At 54.2% G+C, this 24,820-nt stretch carries 19 protein-coding genes; 11 read left to right on the forward strand and 8 right to left on the reverse strand.

Annotation, left to right across the window (positions count from 1 at the left end):
* Positions 1-320: 320 nt before the first annotated feature.
* Complete coding sequence (hemE, locus tag C5Y83_RS19695) at positions 321-2,246, forward strand: uroporphyrinogen decarboxylase (protein ID WP_105331923.1); 1,926 nt, start codon at positions 321-323, stop codon at positions 2,244-2,246.
* A gap of 96 nt (positions 2,247-2,342) precedes the next feature.
* Here the strand turns inward: hemE and C5Y83_RS19700 are convergent, their stop codons facing one another.
* From C5Y83_RS19700 to C5Y83_RS19710, 3 genes are all read right to left on the reverse strand, one after another.
* On the reverse strand, positions 2,343-2,918 hold the full coding sequence (locus C5Y83_RS19700; RefSeq protein ID WP_105331458.1) for an HYExAFE family protein: 576 nt from the start codon (positions 2,916-2,918) through the stop codon (positions 2,343-2,345).
* 95 nt (positions 2,919-3,013) lie between these two features.
* The gene (hisS, locus tag C5Y83_RS19705) at positions 3,014-4,348 is read right to left on the reverse strand and encodes a histidine--tRNA ligase (protein WP_105331924.1); all 1,335 of its coding nucleotides are present in this window, start codon (positions 4,346-4,348) and stop codon (positions 3,014-3,016) included.
* Positions 4,349-4,448: 100 nt separating this feature from the next.
* Entirely contained in the window at positions 4,449-4,883 is a 435-nt protein-coding gene (locus C5Y83_RS19710) for a YkgJ family cysteine cluster protein (RefSeq protein ID WP_105331459.1), read from the reverse strand.
* A gap of 216 nt (positions 4,884-5,099) precedes the next feature.
* On the opposite strand from C5Y83_RS19710, the gene C5Y83_RS19715 reads away from it, so the two are divergent.
* The 3 genes from C5Y83_RS19715 (at position 5,100) to C5Y83_RS19725 (ending at position 10,145) form a co-directional block, all read left to right on the forward strand.
* Positions 5,100-5,960 (forward strand): formyltransferase family protein, encoded by an 861-nt coding sequence (locus tag C5Y83_RS19715; RefSeq protein WP_105331460.1) that lies wholly within the window; start codon positions 5,100-5,102, stop codon positions 5,958-5,960.
* 284 nt (positions 5,961-6,244) lie between these two features.
* On the forward strand, positions 6,245-8,884 hold the full coding sequence (locus C5Y83_RS19720) for a diguanylate cyclase domain-containing protein (protein ID WP_105331461.1): 2,640 nt from the start codon (positions 6,245-6,247) through the stop codon (positions 8,882-8,884).
* Positions 8,885-8,981: 97 nt separating this feature from the next.
* Positions 8,982-10,145: a hypothetical protein gene (locus C5Y83_RS19725; RefSeq protein ID WP_146117845.1), complete on the forward strand. Its 1,164-nt coding sequence runs from the start codon at positions 8,982-8,984 to the stop codon at positions 10,143-10,145.
* 18 nt (positions 10,146-10,163) lie between these two features.
* Here C5Y83_RS19725 and C5Y83_RS19730 read toward each other — a convergent pair whose 3' ends face one another.
* Genes C5Y83_RS19730 through C5Y83_RS19740 form a run of 3 tightly spaced genes read right to left on the reverse strand, consistent with a single transcriptional unit; the run spans position 10,164 to position 13,736 of the window.
* Positions 10,164-10,856 carry a sulfite oxidase-like oxidoreductase gene (locus tag C5Y83_RS19730; RefSeq protein WP_105331463.1) on the reverse strand — a complete coding sequence of 231 codons (693 nt, stop codon included), beginning with the start codon at positions 10,854-10,856 and terminating at the stop codon, positions 10,164-10,166.
* Positions 10,853-12,031, reverse strand: a complete 1,179-nt coding sequence (locus C5Y83_RS19735; protein WP_105331464.1) for a GTPase — start codon at positions 12,029-12,031, stop codon at positions 10,853-10,855. Before C5Y83_RS19735 ends, C5Y83_RS19730 begins: the two co-directional genes overlap by 4 nt.
* A 13-nt stretch (positions 12,032-12,044) precedes the next feature.
* A complete protein-coding gene (locus C5Y83_RS19740; RefSeq protein ID WP_105331465.1) occupies positions 12,045-13,736 on the reverse strand; it encodes a M3 family oligoendopeptidase in 1,692 nt (563 codons plus the stop codon).
* Positions 13,737-13,882: 146 nt separating this feature from the next.
* Here C5Y83_RS19740 and C5Y83_RS19745 point away from each other — a divergent pair, with 146 nt between their 5' ends.
* The 7 genes from C5Y83_RS19745 (at position 13,883) to C5Y83_RS19775 (ending at position 21,667) form a co-directional block, all read left to right on the forward strand.
* Positions 13,883-14,725 carry a DUF4282 domain-containing protein gene (locus tag C5Y83_RS19745; protein WP_105331466.1) on the forward strand — a complete coding sequence of 281 codons (843 nt, stop codon included), beginning with the start codon at positions 13,883-13,885 and terminating at the stop codon, positions 14,723-14,725.
* Between the two features lie 156 nt (positions 14,726-14,881).
* The gene (purH, locus tag C5Y83_RS19750; RefSeq protein WP_105331467.1) at positions 14,882-16,450 is read left to right on the forward strand and encodes a bifunctional phosphoribosylaminoimidazolecarboxamide formyltransferase/IMP cyclohydrolase; all 1,569 of its coding nucleotides are present in this window, start codon (positions 14,882-14,884) and stop codon (positions 16,448-16,450) included.
* A gap of 20 nt (positions 16,451-16,470) precedes the next feature.
* The gene (gene trpC, locus C5Y83_RS19755) at positions 16,471-17,259 is read left to right on the forward strand and encodes an indole-3-glycerol phosphate synthase TrpC (RefSeq protein ID WP_105331468.1); all 789 of its coding nucleotides are present in this window, start codon (positions 16,471-16,473) and stop codon (positions 17,257-17,259) included.
* Positions 17,260-17,306: 47 nt separating this feature from the next.
* Complete coding sequence (locus tag C5Y83_RS19760) at positions 17,307-17,816, forward strand: HupE/UreJ family protein (RefSeq protein ID WP_105331469.1); 510 nt, start codon at positions 17,307-17,309, stop codon at positions 17,814-17,816.
* Positions 17,817-18,037: 221 nt separating this feature from the next.
* On the forward strand, positions 18,038-18,889 hold the full coding sequence (locus C5Y83_RS19765) for a phosphatase PAP2 family protein (RefSeq protein ID WP_158262421.1): 852 nt from the start codon (positions 18,038-18,040) through the stop codon (positions 18,887-18,889).
* An 18-nt stretch (positions 18,890-18,907) separates the two neighbouring features.
* Positions 18,908-20,068 (forward strand): LptF/LptG family permease, encoded by a 1,161-nt coding sequence (locus C5Y83_RS19770; RefSeq protein WP_105331471.1) that lies wholly within the window; start codon positions 18,908-18,910, stop codon positions 20,066-20,068.
* Positions 20,069-20,077: 9 nt separating this feature from the next.
* Positions 20,078-21,667: an ArnT family glycosyltransferase gene (locus C5Y83_RS19775; RefSeq protein ID WP_105331472.1), complete on the forward strand. Its 1,590-nt coding sequence runs from the start codon at positions 20,078-20,080 to the stop codon at positions 21,665-21,667.
* Positions 21,668-21,826: 159 nt separating this feature from the next.
* Here C5Y83_RS19775 and C5Y83_RS19780 read toward each other — a convergent pair whose 3' ends face one another.
* Together C5Y83_RS19780 and C5Y83_RS19785 are read right to left on the reverse strand one after the other, a co-directional pair.
* Positions 21,827-23,467 (reverse strand): DUF58 domain-containing protein, encoded by a 1,641-nt coding sequence (locus tag C5Y83_RS19780; RefSeq protein WP_233207316.1) that lies wholly within the window; start codon positions 23,465-23,467, stop codon positions 21,827-21,829.
* A 5-nt stretch (positions 23,468-23,472) separates the two neighbouring features.
* Positions 23,473-24,789, reverse strand: coding sequence for an AAA family ATPase (locus C5Y83_RS19785; protein WP_105331473.1), 1,317 nt, complete (start codon positions 24,787-24,789; stop codon positions 23,473-23,475).
* Positions 24,790-24,820: the final 31 nt, after the last annotated feature.

The raw sequence follows: 24,820 nt of genomic DNA on the forward strand, positions 1-24,820 counted from the left end.
GCCAGCACATTTATCATCGTAGGAATAGAATTCAAACCGGTCAATCAAACGGCACGAGAGTTTTCCGACGGTTGCGGCCTTTTTCCCGAGAGAAACTGCCCGGCTTGGCGTTTACCAAGCACCCTTCTATCCCGATACCATCGACAACAAGTTAAACTAGGGTCGCATGTGCCATCAATTTGGCGGGGCGTACCTACCGGACACCCCCCGAAGTTGATCGCCATTGGCCACCCTTCGATTGCCGGATGGCACCCTTGCCTTGGATCCGTCTCTTAATCGAGCGTCCTCACCCATCGAGCTTTCAGCACGTAGAGAAATTGATGTCAGAAAACGGAAAGAACTTTGCCGGATTGAATGTTGCCTCGTTCGAGAGCCGTCGCGGTAAAGAAATGGCGATGCTGATCGAGAAGTTCGGCGGCGTGCCCCATGTTAGCCCCTCGATGCGAGAAGTGCCACTCAAAGAGAACCAGCCCGCCATCGATTTCGCCAATCGTGTGATCACCGGGCAAATCGATATCGTAGTCTTCATGACCGGTGTCGGCTTTAATCACCTGCTGGCAGCGATTAATCGAAAGGTCGATAAGCAGCAATTCTTCGATGCCTTGTCGGACATTGTCACGATTACGCGTGGTCCCAAGCCGGTTGCCGCGATGCGTGAAGTTGGCCTCACGCCGACAATCAAAGTGCCAGAGCCCAACACCTGGCGCGAGATTCTGCAAACGATCGACACCGAGATCCACATTGCCAACCAAACATTGGTGGTTCAAGAGTACGGTGTAACCAATGCCAGTCTCGTAGCCGGGCTCGAGGCGCGTGGTGCGAACGTCGAAGCGCTGCATGTTTACGATTGGGATTTACCAGAAGACATCGGCCCCTTGGCGGCAAACATTCAGAAGGTGATCGATGGGGACATTGATGTCTCAATGTTCACCTCAGCCAATCAATTGAACCATGTCTTGAAGCTTGCCGAACGTCAGGGACAACTCGAAGCGTTTTCAGCTGCTTTGCGTGGTACCGTGATTTGCAGTGTCGGTCCCACCATGAGCGAGCGACTCCGTGACTTAGGCTATCCGGTCGATGTCGAGCCAGCCCATCCCAAGATGGGGCCCCTCGTCGCGGCAGCTGCCGAACGTTCGAAAGACATCTTGGTTCGCAAACGTCAGATACGTGCAGTCTTAGAGGAGACAACGAAAGTGGCACTCAACAAGGACGCTCCTTGGTACAACAGCCCATTCCTAAAAGCTTGCCGTCGTGAGCCGACGGATGTCACCCCTGTATGGCTGATGCGACAAGCAGGGCGATATATGAAGGAGTATCGCGACGTCCGCGCCAAGACAACTTTTCTCGACTTATGCCGGAATCCTCAGTTGTGCAGCGAAGTGATGTGCACTGCGGTGAATAAGCTGGGTGTCGACGCGGCGATCATCTTCTCTGACTTGCTGCCGATCCTACAGCCAATGGGATTGGATTTGGAATTCGCCAAAGGGGAAGGCCCGGTCATTCATAATCCGATTCGAGACGCTGCCGACGTCGACCGTGTGCTGGAATTAGAAAGCACCGATTCGTTGCACTACGTGATGGAAACGGTCAAACAGACACGTGCTGATTTGCCAGCAGATATGCCGTTGATCGGCTTCGCTGGGGCTCCGTTCACGCTGGCCAGCTACGCGATTGAAGGGGGCGGGAGTCGCGACTACGTTAATACGAAGACCCTCATGTTTCGCGATCCAGGTGCCTGGCGTGAACTGATGGAGCGATTTGTCCGAGCGATCTCTCGTTACTTAAACGCTCAGATCGCATCGGGCGCTCAGGCGGTACAATTGTTCGATTCCTGGGCAGGGGCACTCGGACCGGATGACTATCGTCGGTACGTGTTGCCGTACGTGAAGGATATCGTCGCTCAAATCGCACCTGGGGTGCCGGTGATCAACTTCGCCACCGGAAACCCCGCCTTGCTACCGATGCTAGCCGAATCTGGGGCAGCGGTCGTGGGTGTTGATTGGCGGATCCGGCTCGATGTCGCCTGGGAGACGGTTGGCCACAACATCGCTGTGCAAGGCAACCTCGATCCAGTCTCGCTGCTGGCAGATCCGATTGAACTTCGCCGTCGAGCCAAGGAGGTACTCGATCAAGCTGCTGGCCGACCAGGACATATCTTCAATCTTGGTCACGGCGTCATGCAGCAAACACCGGTTGACAACGCACGCGCACTGGTCGACATGGTGCACGAAATGAGCCAGCGCTAATCGTGATCGAGCAAGGAAAGTCGCTTGGCCACCGAATGGGTCAGGCGATAGAACAAGTTAATCGGAGGGATCGTCCTTGCGGCGAGGCCGATCTCTTCAGGCGATCGCAGGCATCGTATCGCTGATGCGCCGCTGATCGAAATCGCCCCCGCTGACAATGGGCGTTTGCAGTGTCACTTGCACCGGTTCGGCCAATTGGCGAAATGCCTTGGTTGGCATGGCCATCGTCTTCCAGCGAGGCGAAATCTTCCGAGCCCAAGCCAGGTAAAGATCGAGCCGTACTCCGATGAATGCGTAAAGACGTTCCTGGTGGACGAATAGTTGGCGATCCGGCACCGGAGCCATGTCACCGACTACTTCATAGGCAAAGACGAGCAAACCGCGAAACTGCGGGCCCAGCAGTCGCTGCCACTGTGACAAGCTGTGCAAATCGTCAGTGGTCGTCCAGTTCTTCCAATAGCGGTTCCGGCGACCTGAAGGGAACTTTCGTCCCTTGATATCGATCAGCCAGGACATCTCTCCCCCCGAGGGGGAGGCAATGAAGTCAAGGTTTTTCAACGAACCGCTTCCTAACAAAGCCCGACGACGTTCGTCGACGGCGATGTATGGAATCTTCTGCTGGCGTAGAAACGCCTCGAAGGCAACTTCGTAATGATTGGTCCGGATGGTCATTTTTGTTGTCACTCCCAAGGGACGCGAATGGGAAGCCGGGGTCCTTGGCTGGCTTCACTATCGCAACTTGGGGTGACAACAGATTGTCACGGGGGTTATGCGGAGTCCCGTAGAATTTTCGGAATTGCCGCAATTAGTTCAGCAGCATCCTCTTGCAGACTGACGGTTTGCGAGTCGCCTGTCTTCAGATCTTTCAGCTGGCAGCTGTTCTCAGCGAGCTCTCGATCGCCAGCGACAATCGCGACTTTAAACCCACGTCGATCGGCATACTTCAGCTGCTGACCAAGCTTTTTCGCATCGGGGTACAGCTCGACATTGAAACCCGCTCCACGCAACTGGGATGCGATCTTCAGATAGGCTTGTAAGCTTGACTCATCGAAATAGGGGATGAAAACTTCGGCTGGCGTCGTTCGTTGTTCGAGCCGGCCAAGCTCTTCCATGGCGGCAAGCAAACGGTCCAAACCGAGCGAAGCCCCGATCCCGGGAAGTTCCTGGTTGGTGTAGAGGCTGGCTAAATCGTTGTAACGACCACCACTGCAAACACTTCCGATCTCTGGCAACTCGCCCAGGAAGGTCTCGAAGATCGTCCCGGTATAATAGTCCAACCCGCGAGCAATCGAGACGTCGATTTGTAATCGATCAGACGGAACACCTGCTGCGGCGGTTGCTTGGGTTAGTTCACGAAGCTGTCCGACACCAGTCTCACCCTTTTCGCTCCCAGCGACCAGTTTATCGAGGGCGCTCAGAATCTCGTCTGAAGTACCCCCGATTTCAGCCAGCTTCAGCACCTGGGCCGCTTGCTCAGCCGTAGCGCCTGCTGCTTGTTGCATTTCCGCGGCTACCTTTTCTGGCCCGATCTTCGCCAGCTTGTCGAGTGCTCGGAGGATCTCGGTCGACTTCTCGGACAGGTCGAGCTTCTCCAGCAAGCCAGAAAGGACTTGGCGATTGTTAACCCGGACCGTGAACGCCTCGAAGCCGATCGCCAGCATCAAGTCATGAATTACCAGAGCGGTCTCGATATCAGCGACCAGTGATTTGGTACCGATCGTGTCGAAATCACACTGCATAAACTCTCGATAGCGACCCCGCTGAGGTGCCTCGCCACGCCAGACGGTGGCAATGTGATAGCGCTTGAACGGTGTTCCCAACACGCCGATGTGCTGTGCGGCGAAACGGGCCAATGGAACCGTCAGATCAAACCGCATCCCAACGTCGCGCTTACCTTGGTCCTCGAAGCGAAACATCTGGCGATCGGTTTCTTCGCTTCCTTTGCCCAGCAAGATTTCGGCGTATTCCAGCGTGGGCGTATCGATCGGGGCGAAGCCATACGATCGATAGACTTTCCGCGCTGTGTTGATCAGCTGTTCGCGAGGCATCATCGCGTCTGGAAGATAGTCGCGAAAGCCCTTCAATGTGCGAGGCTGGATCAGTTTCTTCTTGTTGGACATGGAATTGATCAGTGAGCTGGAGATTCAAGTTTGTCGTTGGACGGACAAGCTGAGACGTGGACTTGTTCGCGGCGGTTGGCATCTACGAAAGAATCGGCAGTTCTGGCGGTTTGGGGCTACGCATGCTTTGACCAGGTCGGCGAGGCATGGTCGCTTCGGCGTACTCCCAGATCTGCTCTGGGGTTTCAAAGTACTTTTCGTAGCACCAGTCGTCGTCATACTCGCACGCGTCGGTTGTGTAGTCGCGGCAAATCTGGGGACGAGTCTCGTAGATCCCACACATATTATCGTCGCGCAGGTGCTTGCAAGTTGTGTGAACCAGCAGATACCAGACATCATCGTCTTTGAAGACCGAAGCCCGATCGTGCAACAGATACCAGCGGATGAATTCGAAATCGGCGAATTCCGTAGGGGTTTCGATCGGTAGAGCAAAGTATCGGCAGCACTTCGCGGTGCAGAACTCGCATAGGACCTGATCAGGCCCCACATCTTCTCGGCTTGGCTTCGTATCGAGCATTTCTGGCCATCCTCGGCGTTCTGGTGGCGTGGGTAAGATATGCAGCTTGTTCGGACAGAGTAGCAAACGCGTGCTACAATGCCTAGTTCGGGTCGATGTTCGAAAGTGTGATAATCAAGCGAATTCCGGTTAGTTTACCCGGTTTCGCTTCCTTCTCTCGCACCGTTAGGTGGCGGGGGGATCCGGACGATTCCCACTCGAAAAAGGCTGCAGGCAATGTTCGTTGTGATAACCGCGGTTGGACCCGATAACGTCGGATTGGCCGATCCGATCATTCACTATGTAACGGGGCTGGGGGCGAACATTGCTGAGATCCAGATGTACGATCATGACGAAGAGGCCGTCTTTGCCATGTTTCTGCGAATTCAGATCAATCCTGAATTGTACACGTCTCTTCGCACGGCTCTGTCCGAGATTGGTCGATTGAAGAAATTATCGGTGCGTGTCTGGTCGGCCGACATTCGTCAAGAATCCCCCCGTGTGGCAATTTGCACGACTTACCGTCCTGAGCCCGCCCTGGCGGTTCTTAAAGCGATGAAGGCTGGCGAAATCAAAGCAACTCCCGCCGTGATGATTGGCAATCGCGACAACTGCAAACCTCTGTCAGAGGAATATGGCGTCGACTGGCATAGCATCGGCGGCGAAAAGGGGGAAGCGGACGACGATCGCATGATCGAAATCCTCGATCAGTACGATGTCGACTACGTTCTGCTGGCCCGCTACATGCGAATTTTGCCGGCGGCCAGTTGCTGGAAATATGCTGGTGGCCGCATCATCAATTTGCATCATGGCTTGTTGCCCAGCTTTCCTGGGATTCGTCCCTATCACGATGCTAACGAGTCACGCATGTTGACTTTTGGGGCGACCTGCCATTTTATTGTCCCGGAATTGGACGCCGGAAATCAGATTATCCATCAAGAGACCTTCTCGGTCGAACCGGGCACCAAGATCGACGAGATCATCCGCGTTGGCCAAGAGGTCAACGAGCCAGCCTGTCTCGTGAAAGGGCTGCAACGCGTCGTCGATCGAGAAATCGAGCTTCACTTTCACCGTGTCGTTCCGCGCAAAGGAATGTGAAACAGCGCAAGCCCGCTGCTTGTCTTCGTGGCTTACCTTCGATCGCGGTTCCAGTTTTCATTGCAATGATTCCCCGATCTCTTCTGATTGTACTGCTCGTAGTGAATGGTGGAGGCAAGGCGGGGGGGATTCCAGATTACCCCGCAATACTCGATTTGCTGTAAGTGGGAATCGGCCTAGGTTTGAAGAGGCATTTTCCAGAACTTGGCGAACCTGATTCGCATTGGATAAGGATGCCTCTACGAATTTAGATCGCCAATGAATTGGCGTATGGTGGGCAGACCATGCGATATCGACTTCTTGTCATCGAAAGCAACGTAGCAATGCGCGAGCAATTGCTGACTGCGCTTTCGGTACATCATGACGTAAAAACCTTACTGGACGGAACCGAGGTCCATCAGGCTATCGCTGAATTCAAGCCTGAATTGATCCTTCTCGACTTTCACTTGGCGGACGGATCGGCTATCGAAATCTGTCATTCGATCCGCCATCTACTCGTTGAACGGCAGATCCAATTGTTAGTGCTTGGCCAGGGAATGGGCGAAGCGGAACGTTTACAGGCATTCGCTGCCGGTGCCGACGATATCATCGATAAGTCGATTGGACAACTTGAACTGAACGCCAAGATCGACGTTCTCATGCGACTACGAAGTGCCTTGGTGAGGGCCACGTCGGCGGAACGAAAGCTGGAAGGGTATACTCGCGAACTCGAACGAATTGTGGATAAGCGGTCTCTCGCGATTCAAGCAACGCAAGATATCGCCGTGTTTGCTTTGGCAAAGTTAGCCGACTCACGCGATACCGAGACTGGCGAGCATTTGGTGCGGATGCGTGCCTATTCCCAGATGATCGCCGAACAACTCCGTATGAGTGGTCCGTATCAAGATGAAATCGACGATCAGTTTCTAGCTGATCTCTTTCGATCAAGCCCTCTACACGATATCGGCAAGGTCGGCATTTCAGATGCCATCTTATTGAAGCCAGGATCGTTGAACTCGGAAGAGTTTCAAGCGATGAAGGAGCACGTGCGAATCGGCGCAGAAACTCTCGAAGAGGCAGCCCGCAGCGGTCAAAGTGGATCGTTCTTTCACATGGCTGCGCAGATTGCTCGTTATCACCACGAACGTTGGGATGGTGAAGGTTACCTGGAAGGGCTCAGGGGAAGTCAGATACCACTCCCAGCACGCATTGTGAGTGTGGCGGATGTGTTCGACGCACTGACTAGCAAGCGTGTCTATAAAGAAGCGATCCCTCGCGAATCAGCCCGCGAAATGATACGCGAAGGTAGCGGTACCCAGTTTGATCCTACGATTGTTGATGCTTTTCTCCACGCGTTCGACAAGATGGTTGCATTATCAAATCAGCCATCACAGGCAGTTCGTTTCCAAGCCGCTTTGCCGACCTGGAAAGCCAATCATCATTGGGGCAAGTATCAAGCCACGGTCGAATCGTTTAACAAAGAGAAACTATTGGTGGTCGAAAGTGGTTCGATCGAACTCGGCTCGATTTCCAACTGGATGCAGTCGGCGGGAATGAACGTGCGTCGTTGTGAAAGCTACACCGAGGCGATGGAACTCATTCGTGAGGACTGTCCGACCGTTCTGATCACGAACTGGGGAGTGACTGATCCCGACTGCGAGATGTTCTTCCGTTGGATTCGTGAAGAGCATCTTCCGCAATACGTTTACACCATGGCTGTTATCGATCATCAAGAGATCTTGGAAGCCTCGAAAATCTATCGACTGGGGGTGGACGATGTGATCTCGCAAGAAATCAGCCGCGATGAGCTACTAGCTCGCCTTAACTCGGCAGTTCGCGTGATCGAGCTGGAGAATCATTTAAGGAATGTCGAGCGACACGATCCATTAACAGGACTGGCGACGCTTCGCTACCTGAACGATCAACTAAAACGGGAATGGGCTCGGACACGCAATTATCGTTTGCCGGTGGCGTGCGTGATTATCGATATCGACGACTTCAGCGAGATCAACCAGAAGTACGGTATGGAGGTCGGCGACAAGGTCCTTCAGAAGTTGGCCGAGACAATCTCAGAGCAAGGACGCGTCATCGATTACTTGTGCCGACTCGATTGCGATCGGTTGTTGCTCGTGTTGCCGGAGTGCGCCGAGATTAATGCGTTTCGGATTGCGAAACGAATCGAGATGCAGATTGAGAAGGTCACCGTCGATGTGGGGAGTGATCAGATCCGGTATTCGGTAAGCATGGGAGTGGCGCAACGAACGAAGCAAACCCCCAATCTTGAATCACTGCTTGATCATGCCAAGGCCGCACTCGCTGTCGCTAAGAAGTCCGGCAAAAGAAGCGTGGTTCGTTATCAAGATTGCGAAGACTGTACCGGGACGATTGTGGAAGGGGATCAGGTTCGTAATCATCTCGAACACATGACCGCCTCCGAGATCATGGTGGCTCCTATCAAATGCATCATCGAGAGCGAACCGGTCGAAGCGGCTGTCAAGTTGCTGTTGAGCAACGATTTTAATTCAGTGCCGGTTGTGGATGAGCATGGCAATTTGACGGGTGTCATTTCCGAGAAGGATCTCATGTTGGCGTTACGGAAGCACGATGCCTGGAACTCACCCGTCAGCGAGTTCATGCGACAAGATGTCGTTCGTTTTGAAGAGAATGAGCCGGCCATCCATGTGTACGAGTTTTTGAGCCAGGCAAGCATTCGCCGTGTCATCATCGTACGTGACAATCGGCCAACCGGCGTGATCAGTCGAGGAAGTTGCTTGCGATCGCTTCAAACTCAAGGGACTGACGCAATGCTTGGAAGCCCTGAAGAATTGGCTTCGATGCTTGATTCTGGAGTATACGAGTCGGCCACGCTGGGGCAACTTCGCGATCTCGTCAAGCAGTTCCGACAGGTGAGCGAATATCGCCGGTCGAAAGAGCTACAGATCTAACACGCCCCTCGCTTGCTATTCAGACGCATCTGTGGCTGTTACGATAAAGTATGCGTAACGAGTTCGTTTCAGATCGTATGCCATGGGGTATTTCGTCGTGTCGCAGGAAGTTTTTGACCAATTTCGCCAGCAAATTGAATCGCTGGGAACGGAAGCGGCCATCGATCAGATGATCGAGTATTTCCGCCAGGAAAAGCAGCACTTTCAACTTTTTGAAATGTTCAAGCTGCGTGCTCGTGCGCAGCTCGGGCTGCCACTCTTGTTCCCTGGCGTTGCCGAGGATTTGACGGAAGATCAACGCGATCAGCTGGAAGATGCCCTGGTCGAGGCATGCGACGAAGTGGGACGCATGTTGCTGGACGAAGGGAAGATTCGCGAAGGCTGGTACTATCTGCGTCCTGTTGGCGACAAGACTCCCGTCATCGACGCACTGCAGCAAGCAGAAGTTGATGAAGAGAACCTCGAAGACTTAATCGAAGTGGCTCTCTACGAAGGAGTGGCTCCCGAGATTGGTTTTCGCTGGATGCTCGAACATTACGGTACATGCAATTCTGTCACCACTTATGAGCAGCAACTTGCTGGGATGCCGCCGGTCGCCCAGCAACCACTTGCCGCGCTACTGCTGGACCATGTTTACGACGAACTAATGGGTACGGTGTCAGCCGATATAGCGCATCAGGAAGGTACTGATCCTCAAGAGAAGACAATCAGCGAAATGATCGCTTCACGCGACTGGTTGTTCGCAAACTCAGCTTACCATATCGATACCAGTCACCTCGCGGCGACGGTCCGTTTCGTCCGCGTGCTGCGCGACGAAGCCCATCTGCGCAAAGCGTTGGAACTTGTCGACTACGGTTCGCGACTGGATCCCGCTTTCCAGTACGAACAAACGCCACCTTTCACAGAGCTTTATCCAAGCCACAAGATTTACTTTCAGACTTTGCTCGGAGAGGATACCGAAGCCGGATTAGCCTACTTCCGTGAAAAGGCGGAAGCCTCTGACATCCGCCGAGAGGGTTCCTTGGCGATCGAAACTTATATCGAGCTTCTCTCACGCTTGGGACGTCACGACGAAGCGTTGGTAGCCGCACTGAAGATGATTCCGGCAGGCGTCCATACGATTGGAGTCGCACCCAGCTTGATCGAGCTGAGCGAGAACGCCCAGAACTATGAACCGCTCGCGAAGTATTCGCAGGAGCAAGGGGACATGCTGGGCTACGCAACGGCACTCTTATTTGCGAATCGGAACGCCCCCAAGTAAGTCGCGCGGAAGTATTGCCTACGAATAAAACCCTGGCGGAACTTGGTCGCTACCAAACCGTTGTTCCTTCCATGGATCTCCGAGATTGTGGTAGCCGCTTCGCTCCCAATAGCCGGGCTCGTCTGTGGCGGAAAGTTCAATGGCTTTAATCCACTTTGCACCTTTCCAGGCATAAAGCCGGGGAACGATTCCTCGTACGGGGCCGCCGTGGTCGGCATTCAGTTCCATGTCGTCATGCTTATCGGCAAGTAAGCAATCGTCATGGAGGAACTCTTCAAGCGGGATGTTGGTCGTCCAGCCGTTATCGTAGCCGTGGCATATCACGAACTTCGCTTCGGGTTTTATGCCGGCTTCATCGAGAAGGTACTTCGTTGAAACGCCTTCCCACATGTTTCCTAAGCGTGACCACTGCGTAACACAATGGAAATCTGCGAAGACCTTAACACGCGGCAAGGCTTGGAACTGATCCCAATTGTAAGTTCGTTCATTCTCGACGAGCCCAAACACACGTAGCGACCACGTTTCCTTGGTCACCTCAGGGACGATCGTCGCATGAAGCACAGGCCATTTCTTGGTGCGACTTTGGCCTGGTGGGATGCGATTGTCCCGATAGGTATCGCGGCTAATGATCACCTCTTCATCGGTCACATGGTGGTGACCTGGGACTTCGCCACTTTGATACTTCGCTCGGTCGTGATCTTCAGGATTCATGCGTTATCGTGAGAAATTGTAGTTCGAGATAGCAAATCATTCAGCTTATGACGAGCCGCATCCGCTTGCTGGCCCTGCAATAATCGCAAGGTATCGCTCAGATGTTCTATTTGTCGCTTGTTAAACGGGATGGCCTGACCAACTTGCGGCGGGATGGGGACCAAGTGCTTTACGATCGCCGAGATCAGCTGCGGCACCCCTTGGCCAGTGACGGCACTGGTGGATAGCATCTCGCTGGAATCGGGTATCTTTAGTTCGGCAGCGAGATCGATCTTATTCACAACGTGCAAAGCTGACGGAAGCTGCTTCAACGATTCGTCCAACTCGTGAGGACGAAGATTGGTCGCGTCGTGCAGAACGAGGACGACATCCGCTTTTTCGAGAGCGGCTTTGGCCTTGGTGATACCGGCTTGTTCCAGTTCGTCGTCCGACAGTCGAATGCCAGCCGTATCGGAGAATTGCACAGGCCACCCATCTAAAGCGGTGGTCGCGTGCAAGACGTCGCGGGTTGTTCCAGGCATATCGAGCACAATTGCCCGATCATAGCCGATCATCTTATTCAAAAGGCTGCTTTTGCCAACATTGGGCGGGCCCGCCAACACAACCGACCAGGGGCGTGTCAGGTGCAGGCCGAACTTGCTGAATCGAACGAGTTCCTTGATCCGCCGCTGAGCAATTTCGAAGTTGCTGTCATCGATTGCCTCAATAATCGTTACAATCGCTTGCGATAGTGCTCCTTGTGCTTGATCGAGTAGGTGCAGAGCGGCCAGTTCGGTCGCTGCCTCTGGAATAAGCAACTCGGCCTCGGAGCTAATCGCGTCGGCGGCTTCCCCACTAATCCACTGCTGCCAACTGCCAATCTCGCAGCCGGCAGACTCCAGGTGTCTCACGATTCGACGGCTCGCTTGAACGCCGCCGTGGCAGTGGATTTCGACACGATCGCTTCCAAGTTTGGCCACGACGAGCTCTTCGCCGAGATCTTCATCCGGTGCCTGCCAATGCCCCACCAGCACCCGTCCGACTTCAACTTCGCTTAGTCGCTTCTTGCTGAGGCTGGTGAAGAAACGATCGGACCAGGCGACCGCCGATTTGCCACGTACGCCAACCGTGGCGATGGCGCCTCGGGCAGGAGGTGTCAGGACCGCGGCGAACGTCTTGTTCCTATCATTCGGCATACGCACCGGCACGTTAGAGACCTAAGAACTTGCTGGCCTGGGCCGCGACTTCTGCTAAACAGCCAGGTTGAAACGGACTGGTCAGACCAGCGCTTTTCGTCAACTGCTGGAACGGTAACGTCCCGCCGCGGGCGCACAGTGCCAAATAGTCTTCCATCGCCTGATCAGGATCTTGCTGGGCTCGGACCCAGAATTGCAGCGCACAGCATTGTGCCAATGTGTAGTCGATGTAATAGAACGGCGACATGTAAATGTGCCGCTGACGCTGCCAGCGACCGCCTGACGGAAGACGAGGGAGATCGCCATATTGCATGTGCGGGAGGTAGATTTTCTCCAGTTCGAGCCAAGCCTGGTTACGCTCTTCCGGTGTCATCTCCGGCTTCTCGTAAACCAAGTGTTGGAAGTGGTCGACCGCTACGCCGTAAGGAAGGAAGAGCAAGCTAGTCGTTAAATGGATACGACGGAACCGATCGGCGTCGTCCCCGAAAAACTTCTCCATGTGGGGCCAGCAAAGATACTCGAGGCTCATCGAGTGAATCTCGCACGACTCATAGGTTGGCCAAACGTTCTCAGCAAGGGGCAAGCGAATGCTGGAGTAGCACTGATAGGCATGTCCCATCTCATGCGTGAAGACTTCTACATCTCCCATCGTACCGTTGAAGTTGGCGAAGATGAACGGCAAGTGTTCGCTGAGCATGCTCGTGCAAAATCCGCCACCAGCTTTGCCGGGGCGGTTTTGCAGGTCCATCAAGTTCTTATCGCGTAGGACACGAAAGAACTGCCCGAGCTTGTCGTCCATTCCGTCGAACATTGCTTGCGCTTGTTCGATTTGATGTTCGTAGGTGCCTTGCGGTCGTGGATTTCCTTTCGGGTCATGAATCGCTTCATCCCAGTACATCAGCGGATCGAGCCCGAGCAGTTCCCCTTGACGACGTCGAATCTCGGTGCAAAGGGGAACGATGTTCTCACGGACTTCCTTGCGGTAGTTGTTCACGTCTTCGTTGTTATAGTCGACGCGACTCATGATCTGATAAGCGAGTTCGGTATAGCTGGGGTAGTTCAGCTTCTTCGCCATCTTGTCGCGTAGCTTGACCATCTGGTCGTAGATCTGATCAAGCGCTTCGCAGTTTTCGTCAAACCAATTCCACATCGTTGCTTGAGCATCGTGGCGGATCGTTCGGTCGGCGTCTTCGGCGAATTCGACGATGCCTGACAGGTTGGTTGTTTTGCCTTGGAACTCAAAAGATGCACTAGCCAACAATTCGTTGTATCGGGAAACCAGGCGAGCTTCTTCGACCAAGTCGGCCTCGATCACCGGATCAAACGAGCGGACTTGGCATTCCCATAACGCGACGGCCTGGGCACCGAACTTGTCGACGATCTTCTGCTTGCGATCTTCGACCAAAAGCAGCTTCTTGATCTGCACGTCCAGATCGGTCAGCTTGGGGTCGATCTCATCCCGTCGATCCATCGCGGCTTTGTAGGCTGGATTTTTGGTGTCTTGATTAAAGCGGATATCGACGAGGTTGCGCCACGAGTCAATGACGCGGCGTAGATCATCCCATTGTTTCACCAGCTGAAGCAGACGTTCCCCCGAAGGATCGCTTCCGTTCAGGCTTTCTAACCCTTGGGCGATCTCAGCGTATTGCGTTTTGAGATCTGTTAGGTTGGGTTCTTCAAGGCTGAACTGGCTGAAGTCGTCCATCAATTGTCACCTAAGGGAGAAAAAAGCGAAAAAAGGAACAATCCTGGATGTGCGCAAGTGTTTGACAGAGAAGCTTCTACGAGACAGTATGAGATTTTGCCTCATGCGCTTCGCTCGTCTCCGCGACTAATCAGAGATCATACCCCATGGCCGACGAATTCTTCTACAAGACCAGCCAGAATGAACCTGAACAAGGCCCGATCGATTCTAAAACGTTGAAGAAACTTGCGCGAAGTGGCGGAATCCGGCCGGAAAGCTTGCTCCGACGGGGTAGTGGTGACTGGGTAGTTGCGTCTTCCGTAAAAGGGTTGTTTCCAGAAGCTCCTTCGGCGGAAGTTCCTGAGGCAATTCCGGTTAGCCCGCCCGCTGCAACTCCATCAGCCACTGAAACGGGGGGTGTCCAGTTTCCGAGCGTTGCCCCGACAAAACCAGCTCCTGAAGTTCCGTCCGGGCTCGATTCGTTAGTCGTCGGAGGCAAGAAGTCGAGCAGCCGCTCGTCGAAAGACAGTGCCTCGGAAACAAAAAAGCCGGCTCCTTTGGCGACACCCGTTGCAGCGAAGTCTTCGCCATCCGACGCTCCTCCGGCCGCCTCGATACCGGGTACCGAATCAAATCCCTTCGCGAGTGACTCGAAGGCCAGCTCGCGTCCGAATCGCCGATCGCGAGGCGGTATCGGATCGCTATTCAATTTCGACGTGATGATCGCACCGACCGTGATTAAGGTGCTGTTCTTCCTCGCGGTCATTCTCACTTTTCTGGCATGGCTTGGCATGTCAGTGATCTCGTTTGGAAGTGCGATTTTGGGTGGCGGCGGCATCTTCGATCTGATTGGTGCGGCCATTCTCTCGGTCGTAGGCCTCCTAGTGGCGTTCATGTACGTCATCGTCTATCGCGTTAGCGCGGAAATCGTGATCACATTCTTCCAAATCAACGAAAACGTGCGGGACATGCGCGAGTTGATGGAGGACAAATCAGGGGTAATCGACTAGTCGATCAACGTCAGGCTTCCCTGGTTCATTTCCCTTGTCTCACCCGTAACAATTGGGGTTCGGGTGGTTGACGATTTCCCGTCTGGAAGCCTACAAAAGGGCTTACTCTGTCTGTAGGGTTCGACCCTCGATAATCTGATTTAGGTTGGTTACGCGATGTCTCAAGACCCCGTCATTCAAAATGCCATCATCAGTGTCAGCAATAAAGAAGGGCTGACGGAATTCGCCCAGGGATTGGTCGCGGCGGGAGTCACTATCTACAGCACCGGTGGCACACGCCGGCACTTGGAAGAGGCGGGCATCCCGGTCAAGGATGTCACCGAATACACCCAATTCCCTGAGATGATGGACGGGCGTTTGAAGACCCTTCATCCAAAGATCTTTGGCGGCATCCTCTGCCGACACGATCGTGAAGACGACATGGGAGCCATCGGCGAGCATGGTATCTTCCCCATCCCGCTAGTCGTGGTGAATTTGTACCCGTTTGAAGAAACAGTTGCCAAAGAGGGGGTGACCGATGCTCAAGCGATCGAACAGATCGACATCGGTGGTCCCAGCCTGGTACGGGCCGCCGCGAAGAATCACGCGTTCACGACGATCGCCTGCAAGCCGAGTCAGTACCCCGAGATTCTGGCGGAACTGAAAGACGGCGGGACAACCAGCTTGGCCCTTCGGCGCAAATTGGCAGCCGCCGCGTTCGCCCACACCGCAGCATACGATGCGGCCATCGCAAACTACTTTGCGAAAGACGAAGAGAACGCCTTTCCCGAAACACTTCGTCAAACGTTTGAGCGTAAAGCCGTGCTACGATACGGCGAGAACCCGCATCAAGCAGGGGCTCTTTATGCCGTGCCGAGGTACGCAGGTGCCTCGCTGGTGGATGCCCAGCAGCTCAACGGCAAAGAGCTTTCGTACAACAACTTGCTTGATCTCGACAGTGCGTTGGCAATTGCCCGCGGTTTGCCAGATGCCGCGGTCTCGGTCATTAAACATAACAATCCATGTGGTGCTGCATCTGCTTCGACCTTGGCGGAAGCTTGCGAAAAGGCCATGCTCGGCGACCCCTTGAGTGCGTTCGGTAGTGTGTTGGCAATGAATCGACCAGTCGATCCGGCAACGGCCGAGTATCTTTCGACGCCAGGTCTGTTCGTCGAAGCGATTGCTGCGCCAAGTTTCGAGCCAGCTGCCGTCGAGATCCTGACCACCAAACCCAAGTGGAAGTCGAACGTTCGTTTGATGTCGGTCGGCGCTTTGGAAGGTTCCCGTCCTGAGTTCCAAACACGATGGATCGAAGGGGGATTGCTAGTTCAAAACACTGACTTCACACCGGATGATCCAGCTTCTTGGCAAGTCGTGACGGAAGCTCAGGTCGACGATGCAACTCGTGAAGAGCTGCTATTCGCCTGGGAAATCTGTCGCTTCGTCAAATCAAACGCGATTGTTCTGTGCAAGGATCGCTCGCTTATCGGTGCCGGAGCTGGGCAGATGAGCCGCGTCGACTCGGTCCAAATCTCGATCGAGAAAGCAGGTACGCGAGCTCCTGGGAGCGTGCTAGCCAGTGACGCATTCTTCCCGTTCCCCGATTCGATCCACGAAGCCGCCAAGGCAGGCGTCAAAGCGTTTATTCAGCCAGGTGGATCGAAACGCGATCAGGAAGTGATCGATGCGTGTAACGAACACAAGCTGCCGATGTTGTTCACTGGCGTTCGCCACTTCCGTCATTAATCACTAAAGCCTAACGCCGCATGTCCTCGACCGTCCTCGATAAGATCGTTGCCAAGAAGTGGGAAGAAATTGCCGCGGCAAAGTCTCGCCGTCCCTTGGCAGAAGTCGAGGGGAAGCTGGCGGATGCTCCGGCCCCGCGTGACTTTCTCGGAGCTTTGGCGGCGGAGGGACCGGTCAAGCTGATTGCTGAGGTCAAGAAGGCCAGTCCGTCCAAGGGACTCATCCGGCCAGACTTTCATCCAGTCGAGATTGCCAAGGACTACGAAGCGGCGGGCGCAACTTGTATCAGCTGTCTCACTGACGAGCACTTCTTTCAAGGGCACCTCGACTATCTAATCGCCATACGGTCGGAAGTCGGCCTGCCAATCCTGCGGAAAGACTTCGTGCTCGATCCATATCAGGTGGTCGAAGCCAGAGCAGCCGGGGCGGATGCGGTGCTGCTGATTGCTGAATGTCTGGACGATTCCACGCTGAAATCGCTGCACGATCAGATCTGTGAACTGGGCATGACCCCGCTGGTCGAGTTATACGAAGAGGCGAACGTCTCTCGCGTGCTCGATATCGGGGCTCAACTTGTGGGGATTAACAACCGCGATCTGCGAACCTTCGAGGTTGATCTTCAGCATACTGTCCGCCTTGGCAAGCAGATTCCGGACGATCGCGTCCTGGTCGGCGAGAGCGGCATCTTTACCAATGACGACCTCTGCATGTTGCAGCAAAACGATGTCGACGCCGTTCTGGTCGGCGAAAGTCTGATGCGGCAAGAGAATGTCCAATCCGCAGTTCGGGCGCTCTTGGGTTCTGCATAGCCCGCTGGTAGGATAGAAAGCCTTCGTTCGATTCAGTCCTCTGGCACGTGTGGGGGAGAGGTCTGTTGGAGGGATTTCTACTTCCTTGGACAGGAATTAGCGCGCTATTGGCGACAATCGCCGGCGGGATCTTGGCGGTCCATGTCGAAGGTCGTTCGGTGATCGCGATTCCGATTGTGTTTCTATGCAGCATGATGGTCGGTGCTGGACTCAGCGGGTGCGGTATCCAATTTCCGTACATGCACTCGATGGTCGCCGCCACGGTCATTATCTTAGGCATCGCATTGGCATACGGACGAAATTATCCGGTTATGGTCGCCGCGATTGGTTTGGCGTTGATCGGACTAGTTCATGGCCATGCCGACGGATTGGCAATTCCGCCGAAGAGTTCACCACTTGTTTTCCTGGTAGGCATCCTGCTGGGATCAGGCCTGCTGCTAGCAATCGGCGTCTGGCTCGGCTTATGGATGGAAGCTGGTTCGACCCCTTCTCGCGTCTTTGGCGTGCTGGTTTCCGTGACCGGGGCCATGGTTCTGATGTGGGCGCTGATGACGTGATGAAAGATCACGCTTGCTAGCACAGCTGATGTGTCTTGCCTTCAGCATGGCATCTCGGGTAAGTAGTAGTGGTCTTGAAATTTCCACTACGTGACCGACCTGCGGTTGAATCCGTAAAGTCATCGAAAACTGCTTTACTGGCTAAGATAGAAGCGTCGATGCTGAAGAGGATTGCCAATTCGATAATTTCTTCTCCGCGATCGTCCGCTGGTGCGCTGACTATGCCTGAACTGCACAATTCCTTGCAGAATACAAGCTCGTCTCTATCGACGAAGCCACCCACTGATAGCAGCCCGGTTTCTAAGTATTTGTTGATTGCCATGACAGCCGGTCCGCTATTGTTACTGGCGATCCTGACCGCGATCTGCTATCTAACTCCGTTGGACTTGGTGACGACTCGACAATTCTTCAGTCCCAACAGTGGAAATCCGTTTCCGTTTCGCGAAACGTTGCTCGCCAACCTGATTTACGATTACGGCCCGATTCCAGCGATTGTGTTTGGTACGGTTACCGCGTTGTTGTTCCTGGCCAGCTTTGTATTTCGATCGCTGAGAACGACAAGGAAAGGTGCTTTGTTCTGCCTGTTAGCCATCTTGATTGGCCCAGGCATATTGATCAATTCCGTGCTGAAGCCGTATTGGGGAAGACCACGTCCGTGCGATATCGCAGCGTTTGGCGGATCGCAGACCTACATTCCGCCAGGAACAATTGGCCCCTACGAGATGGCCAAGTCATTTCCCAGTGGACATGCTTCGATGGGATTCGTCTTCATGCTTCCCGCCTTCTTACTGCTTCGCAAGCATAGTCGAGCGGCGGTTGCCGTATTTGTAATCGGTGTACTCCTGGGGGGTGGCGTAGGTGCTTCCCGTATCGCGGAAGGCGGCCACTTCCTGAGTGATATTGCTTGGAGTGGAGCGATTGTCTACTTTACCGGCCTTGCTTTATATGTCGGGATGTATGGGTGGGCTAAGGCCGATACGCTATCGCTGAAGCAAGCAGAAGCACCTGGGATTACTATTCCGTTTCCTCGCAATCAACGGGAAGCGGAACCTCGAGAAACTTCAGCCGCTTAACCAGCATACGATTTTGGCATGACAACGCTCCAGAGGTACGTTCTGTGGGAGATCGTGAAGGTCTTCCTCCTCTGCCTGGGGATCACCGTGCTGATGATGACCGTGGGCGGGGGCGTGAACGAAGGTCTTAAGAAGGGCCTGCCACCGAATGTCATTCTGAACATGCTGCCCTACTTCGTGCCGGAAATGCTCCGCTACACGATTCCAGGCTGCATGCTATTCGCGGTTTGCACGACCTTCGGCAGAATGGCTGCCACCAACGAAGTGACCGCCATTAAATCAGCTGGTATCAATCCAATGGAGTTGGTTTGGCCTGTGCTGGTCTTCGCGTACTTTCTCAGCTTCTTCACCTTCTGGATGTACGATGTGTGCGCGGCGTGGTCTCGTCCGAATCTTCATCGGGTCGTTGCCGAATCGTTAGATGATACGGTTTACGGTGTGCTGCAAACTAAGCGTAGTTTTAAGATGGCTGGCTTCGAGGTGACTGTGAAGGACGTCGAAGACCGCAAGCTGATCAAGCCACGGATCGATATCGCCGCGACCGCTTCGCAGCCAGAGATCTTTTTGGAAGCGGCCGAAGCAGAACTGAATACCGACCCGGAAACCGGCATCCTTAAGTTAAGTTGCCGCGATGGAAAGATCGAGCGAGGTGATAACCAATCGTATGACTTCTCAGACGAGTTTGTCATCTATCTTGACGAGTTGAATTCCGTCGAGCTCGACGTCGATAGTGCTTCCCCGGCGAACTTGACGCTCAGTACCATCCCTCAACAGATCACGCGAGAAGAGAAGATCGTAGAAGAGGCCAAGGCGGAACTTGAGATCGCGATTGCCAGCGATGACTTCGATCATTTAACCGCTGTCCAGGGACACCTTAATGCCAACCTGAAGCGTCTGTACCGACTACAAGCAGAACGCCAGCGACGCTTAGCCAACGGGTTTGGGGTGTTTTGTTTTGTCGTGATGGGCGTGCCGGTCTCGATCTGGATGAAGTCGTCGGACAACGTGCGAACCTTCTTTGTCTGCTTCCTGCCAATCTTGCTGCTTTACTATCCGCTTTTGGTGGTCGGGGAACAGTGGGCTCGAGACGGAGACTATGGTTCGGCACCCGTTTGGATCGCCGATGCTGTGCTCCTGCTGGTGGGCGCGTTTCTGATGTGGCGCGTGAATCGAAATTGATAGGCACCCATGAATAACGAAGCTCTCTCCAATCCGGTCCAACCGATTGATTCGGAACTATGGACCCGACGCACGCTCTGGTTCTTGCTTGGACTGGGACTTTTTCGCGTCCTTTACTTGGCGTGCGATCCGTTCGATCTGGTGCACGACGAAGCGTACTATTGGGATTGGTCGCGACAGCTAGACTACGGCTATTACAGCAAGCCGCCGATGATCGCCTGGATCATTGGTTTGTCGACGCGTCTGTTGGGAAACAGCGAGTTCGCCGTTCGCTTGCCGGCTGCGCTGCTGGGAACGGGAAGCTTAGCGTTTGTGTTCTTGCTTGCTCGTCGGATGTACGACGCCAAGGTCGGGTTCTGGGCCATGCTGTTGACTGCGATGACACCGGGCAATGGCGCGATGAGCTTGTTGATGACAATCGACTCGCCGTTCCTATTCTTCTGGAGTGCCGCCACGTACGCGTTTTGGCGACTCCTGGAACGAGGTGAAAATCGTTGGCGCTGGGTGATTATGACCACGTTGTTTATCGGCCTCGGTCTACTCACCAAGCAAACCATGGTGGGACTACTCGCGTTTGGTGGGCTGTTTGTCTTGCTCTCCAGAGAGGACCGCGTTGAGGCGTTGCGACCGACACTGTACGTCTGTGCGATTGGAGCACTGCTATTCCTGGCCCCGGTGGTTTATTGGAACTATCAACATGATTGGGTCACGCTGCAGCATACCAGCGAGCACTTTCAGGCCGAGCCCGTTTCAATTTGGCAGCGCATCGCGATCTCGTTGGAGTTTGTGGGCGGCTTGTTCGGTGTGATCTCGCCGGTGACTTTCTTCTTGTTCGGTGCGGTTGGTGCGTTTGGCTTGATGTCGTTTCGACGGATGGGACGCCGCGAACGTTTCCTTTTGTGCCTGAGTGCGTTACCGATGCTGATGGTACTAGGGCTAAGTCTCAAGCAGCGATTGGAATTGAATTGGCCGGCACCATTCTTCAGTGCTGGTATCATCCTAGTGGCTGCCTGGGCACTGGGACATGTGTCGCTACCGCGGCTATTTTTCTCGCCAGGGCAATGGCGATTACAACATGCCGCGGGAGTTGGCGCCCTGTTCCTGGCGACAACCTATGCGTTACCGTTCGTGTTAACGCCGCTAGGACTCAATGGCAGTCCGGTCGATGTGATTGTACGACTGCGAGGGTGGGAAGAACTGGGTGAAAAAGTTGGGCAAGGGATTCCAGCGAACGCTGACGTTCAGCCTGAAATGATCGTCACTGCTGGTCGCGCTGTCGCCTCGGAGTTGGCCTTCTATATGCCACAACATCCGAATGTATATCTCTGGGGAGAGAACCTTCAGCCGCTTTCCCAGTACGATATTTGGGGTGGACCACAACAGGCGGAAGGACGTGATTTGCTTCTGGTCACGCATGCTGGCCAAGAGGTGCCCGCTGCCTTGCAATTAGCATTCGAGAGCGTAACACCACTGGACGAAGTGGAAGTGCTGGTCGGACCAGGTCGATCACACGCCGTAACGATCTACCAAGGAAAGAGCTTCCGTGGGTGGTCGGTTGCCAAGCGTTTGCAAGCCGACCCGCCTATCATGCGACGTTAGCAGTCTGTTGATTTTCTGCTTCGTTAGCGAGTCATTGAGATTGGGGCGAGGGCAAGGCGTGAGTCCGCAGGCATATCCACTAGATATGTCGAGGAATTCACAACGCCGCAATCGCCCCAATCTCAATTACGTAGCCGATCTGAAAAATTCAACAGGCTGTTAGAGCAAGTGTCGCGCTTTGATCTCTAGGTATTGATTTACGAGATTGGCTGTAAGGTCTTCCGGGAAGACGTCGAGTGCTAAGACTCCCTTGTGACTCATATCGGTCAGCACATGATGTCGCCAGGTTAATATCTCGGCCGCGGCGGCAGCACGGAATAGATTGCTACCGTACGGCTTCTCCGTTTCTGCGGCATCGAACAAACGTTGATCTCGCAGCAACACGCCAAGAGGCAAGTGCCGCCCGACCAGCGTTGTCAGGTACTGTTCAATCTGATGCGAGTTCACTTCGTCGATGACGTTGGTAATCAAAACCACCAACGAACGCTTGCGGCAGTTGGTTCGCAGGTGCATAAATGCTTCGTCATAACGCGACTCGACGAAGTTTGGGAATTGATCGTAGCTGGCGTGCAACAAGTGGTTCATTTGGCTGGCACCAGCCTTGGGGGGAACGAACTTGTGTACGCGATCAGAGAAGAGAATAGCTCCGACCGAATCCCCTTGACGAAGCGCTACGTAGCTAAGCATCAACATCGCGTTGAAGGCATGATCCAACAGGCTGATCCCGTCTGCCTCGTTAGTCATCATCCGCCCACAGTCGATCATGAAGATGATGCGTTGGCTTTGACTAGTTTGGAATTCGCGAACCGTTAGTCGCCGCCGTCGTGCGGTACTCCGCCAATCGATATGTTTGTAGTTGTCGTCTCGGGTGTAGTCACGCAGACGTTCAAAGTCGTGGTCTTGCCCGACCTTTCGCGTACGACGAACACCGACCAGACTCAGACGATTGGTGCGAGCAAGCAGGGCATATTCGGCCAACTGCTTCATATCGGGATAGACACTAATCGCCACATGAGCTGGAACCTTGATGATCTTCTTCCAGAAGCGAAGGCGGCTATCGACTTTCAGGAAGACGGTATCCATAGAGAAGGAGCCGCGTTGCGTCGGTTCCATTTCGTAATGGACCGTCGTCCGACTCCGTGGTTCGAGATCAACTTCAAACTGCTCTGGAGCGGCTTGGAATTGCTGCGGGATGTCATCCTTCGCGGTGAGATGCACCGAGAGCGGGCCCTTGTAGGTAATCGTTAAGACGACACGTTGCTTCTTCAAGAGAGACGCGATCCGGGAAGTTTCTCGTTCGGCTGAGAAATGCTTGGAATTAGGCAAGCTTCCAAGGTCGACAGCTGCCACAACCACGATCACGAAGTTAAGGGCCACCAGTAACCAGGCCACCATCGTCAGCGAGTTGCCGACGGTGGCGATGATCAACAGCATGCACATCGCCAGCGCCGCAGCACCGAAGATTCCAGACCAAATTCGTGCGGAGAAAGGGAGCAGCTTCAATTCGAACCGTGTCCAACCGGTCGAGACAGCGATGAACTGGATCAACGCGAATATACCCACCACGCCGGTTACCGACATGAAGAACAACAACGGGCCAAACAGATTGGCTGCATCGCCCACCAGGATGGCGATAATCGGCATCGGCATCAACGCAGCGAACGTCAACGCCAACCAGATCGTCGGCGTCGTGCGTAACCAGCGACTAAGGATCGCCAGAGGAAGGAACATTAGCAGCAACTGCGTCATAGGCAGGCTAAGGATGTTCGTCCACAGGCCAACGAAGAATTCTTGAACCATCGAGATCACAGGCGAGGCACCTCGATCGTACGAATCAGTTCCGTAAGTAGTTCATCAACACTATGCCCTTCGACTTCTGCCTCGGCTGAAAGGACCACGCGATGTCGCAGTGCCGGCAAAGCGATCTGAACCACATCATCGGGCACCGCGTAGTCACGACCGTTAAACGCAGCAAGCGTACGAGCACCCTGCATCAGGGTGATCCCAGCACGGGGAGACGCGCCCAGATGAAACTGTGGCCAAGTACGGGTAAGCCGGACGATCTTATTGATGTAGTCGATCAGCTTGTCGGCAATCAGCACGTTGCCGTTCTCGCGAGTGACTTCCAAGATCTTTTCTGGTGAGGTGACGACCTTGATCTCCTCTTCCAGTCGCTTGCCGATATCGACTTGTTGACTGTGTTGTTTGAGGATTTCCGCTTCTTCAAACTCACTTGGATAGTCCAAGTTGAGCTTGAACATAAAGCGATCGAGTTGGGCTTCCGGCAGGTTATAGGTTCCTTCCGACTCGATCGGGTTCTGGGTTGCCATGACCAGAAACGGTCGTTCGATCTTGTGGCTTGTACCGTCGATCGTGACACGGAATTCTTGCATCACTTCCAAGAGAGCAGCATGCGTCTTCGCGGGCGAACGATTGATTTCATCCGCCAAGAGCAGCTGCGTAAAAATCGGGCCAGGGCGGAACCGGAATTCGTTCGCCTTCATATCAAAGAAGGGGGCACCCGTAATGTCCGAAGGCATCAAGTCCGCAGTAAACTGGACTCGGCCGAAGTTGCATCCCAAGACCTGACCAAGGGTCCTCACAAACAGCGTCTTACCGAGACCAGGAGCACTTTCGATCAGCACATGCCCGCCGCTGAATAGGGCGACTAAAGTGCCAAGCACTAGCTCTTCCTGCCCGACGTAGATCTTAGAGATCTCGCTGGTGATATTTTGGAACAGTTCTCGCGTTTCCGAAAATGCCGTGTCATCCGAGTGATGACCGGTCAGCGTCGTACTTGGTGGGGGAGGGCTTGCCGGTGGCGCTGGTTCGGACGCAGTCTTGTTCTCGTTGTCAGTCATGCTCGAGAAGAGATCGCCTTCGTTTGACGAGCTTCCAAAGCCGGCTAGTCCAGAGGAATCGTCCGCGGGGAGAGGTTCCAGTGGTGATACACTCGACGTGGAAGGGGAGGAATCTACGGCTTCGCTCTTCTCGGGAACAACCTGAACGGCATCGCATTGCGGACAACGCGCCTTCTTGCCGGCGGCTTCCTGGCCGACACGTAACTTCTTGCCGCAACCGGAGCAGGCAAACTCGATGATATCTGGCGTGGAACTACTCATAGATGCTCGCTGATCGTGACTAACGCCGAAG

Source organism: Blastopirellula marina (genome assembly GCF_002967765.1).
GTDB classification, from domain to species: Bacteria; Planctomycetota; Planctomycetia; order Pirellulales; family Pirellulaceae; genus Bremerella; species Bremerella marina_A.

What these genes read in the sequence shown, in the direction of transcription:
- C5Y83_RS19780 (WP_233207316.1), bottom strand. Translation starts at nt 23,467, where the DNA reads ATGGTTCAAGAATTCTTCGTTGGCCTGTGGACGAACATCCTTAGCCTG.
- C5Y83_RS19770 (WP_105331471.1), top strand. Translation starts at nt 18,908, where the DNA reads ATGACAACGCTCCAGAGGTACGTTCTGTGGGAGATCGTGAAGGTCTTC.
- purH (WP_105331467.1), top strand. Translation starts at nt 14,882, where the DNA reads ATGTCTCAAGACCCCGTCATTCAAAATGCCATCATCAGTGTCAGCAAT.
- C5Y83_RS19720 (WP_105331461.1), top strand. Translation starts at nt 6,245, where the DNA reads ATGCGATATCGACTTCTTGTCATCGAAAGCAACGTAGCAATGCGCGAG.
- C5Y83_RS19700 (WP_105331458.1), bottom strand. Translation starts at nt 2,918, where the DNA reads ATGACCATCCGGACCAATCATTACGAAGTTGCCTTCGAGGCGTTTCTA.
- C5Y83_RS19765 (WP_158262421.1), top strand. Translation starts at nt 18,038, where the DNA reads ATGCCTGAACTGCACAATTCCTTGCAGAATACAAGCTCGTCTCTATCG.
- C5Y83_RS19785 (WP_105331473.1), bottom strand. Translation starts at nt 24,789, where the DNA reads ATGAGTAGTTCCACGCCAGATATCATCGAGTTTGCCTGCTCCGGTTGC.
- C5Y83_RS19710 (WP_105331459.1), bottom strand. Translation starts at nt 4,883, where the DNA reads ATGCTCGATACGAAGCCAAGCCGAGAAGATGTGGGGCCTGATCAGGTC.
- C5Y83_RS19740 (WP_105331465.1), bottom strand. Translation starts at nt 13,736, where the DNA reads ATGGACGACTTCAGCCAGTTCAGCCTTGAAGAACCCAACCTAACAGAT.
- C5Y83_RS19735 (WP_105331464.1), bottom strand. Translation starts at nt 12,031, where the DNA reads ATGCCGAATGATAGGAACAAGACGTTCGCCGCGGTCCTGACACCTCCT.
- C5Y83_RS19730 (WP_105331463.1), bottom strand. Translation starts at nt 10,856, where the DNA reads ATGAATCCTGAAGATCACGACCGAGCGAAGTATCAAAGTGGCGAAGTC.
- trpC (WP_105331468.1), top strand. Translation starts at nt 16,471, where the DNA reads ATGTCCTCGACCGTCCTCGATAAGATCGTTGCCAAGAAGTGGGAAGAA.
- hemE (WP_105331923.1), top strand. Translation starts at nt 321, where the DNA reads ATGTCAGAAAACGGAAAGAACTTTGCCGGATTGAATGTTGCCTCGTTC.
- C5Y83_RS19715 (WP_105331460.1), top strand. Translation starts at nt 5,100, where the DNA reads ATGTTCGTTGTGATAACCGCGGTTGGACCCGATAACGTCGGATTGGCC.
- C5Y83_RS19775 (WP_105331472.1), top strand. Translation starts at nt 20,078, where the DNA reads ATGAATAACGAAGCTCTCTCCAATCCGGTCCAACCGATTGATTCGGAA.
- C5Y83_RS19745 (WP_105331466.1), top strand. Translation starts at nt 13,883, where the DNA reads ATGGCCGACGAATTCTTCTACAAGACCAGCCAGAATGAACCTGAACAA.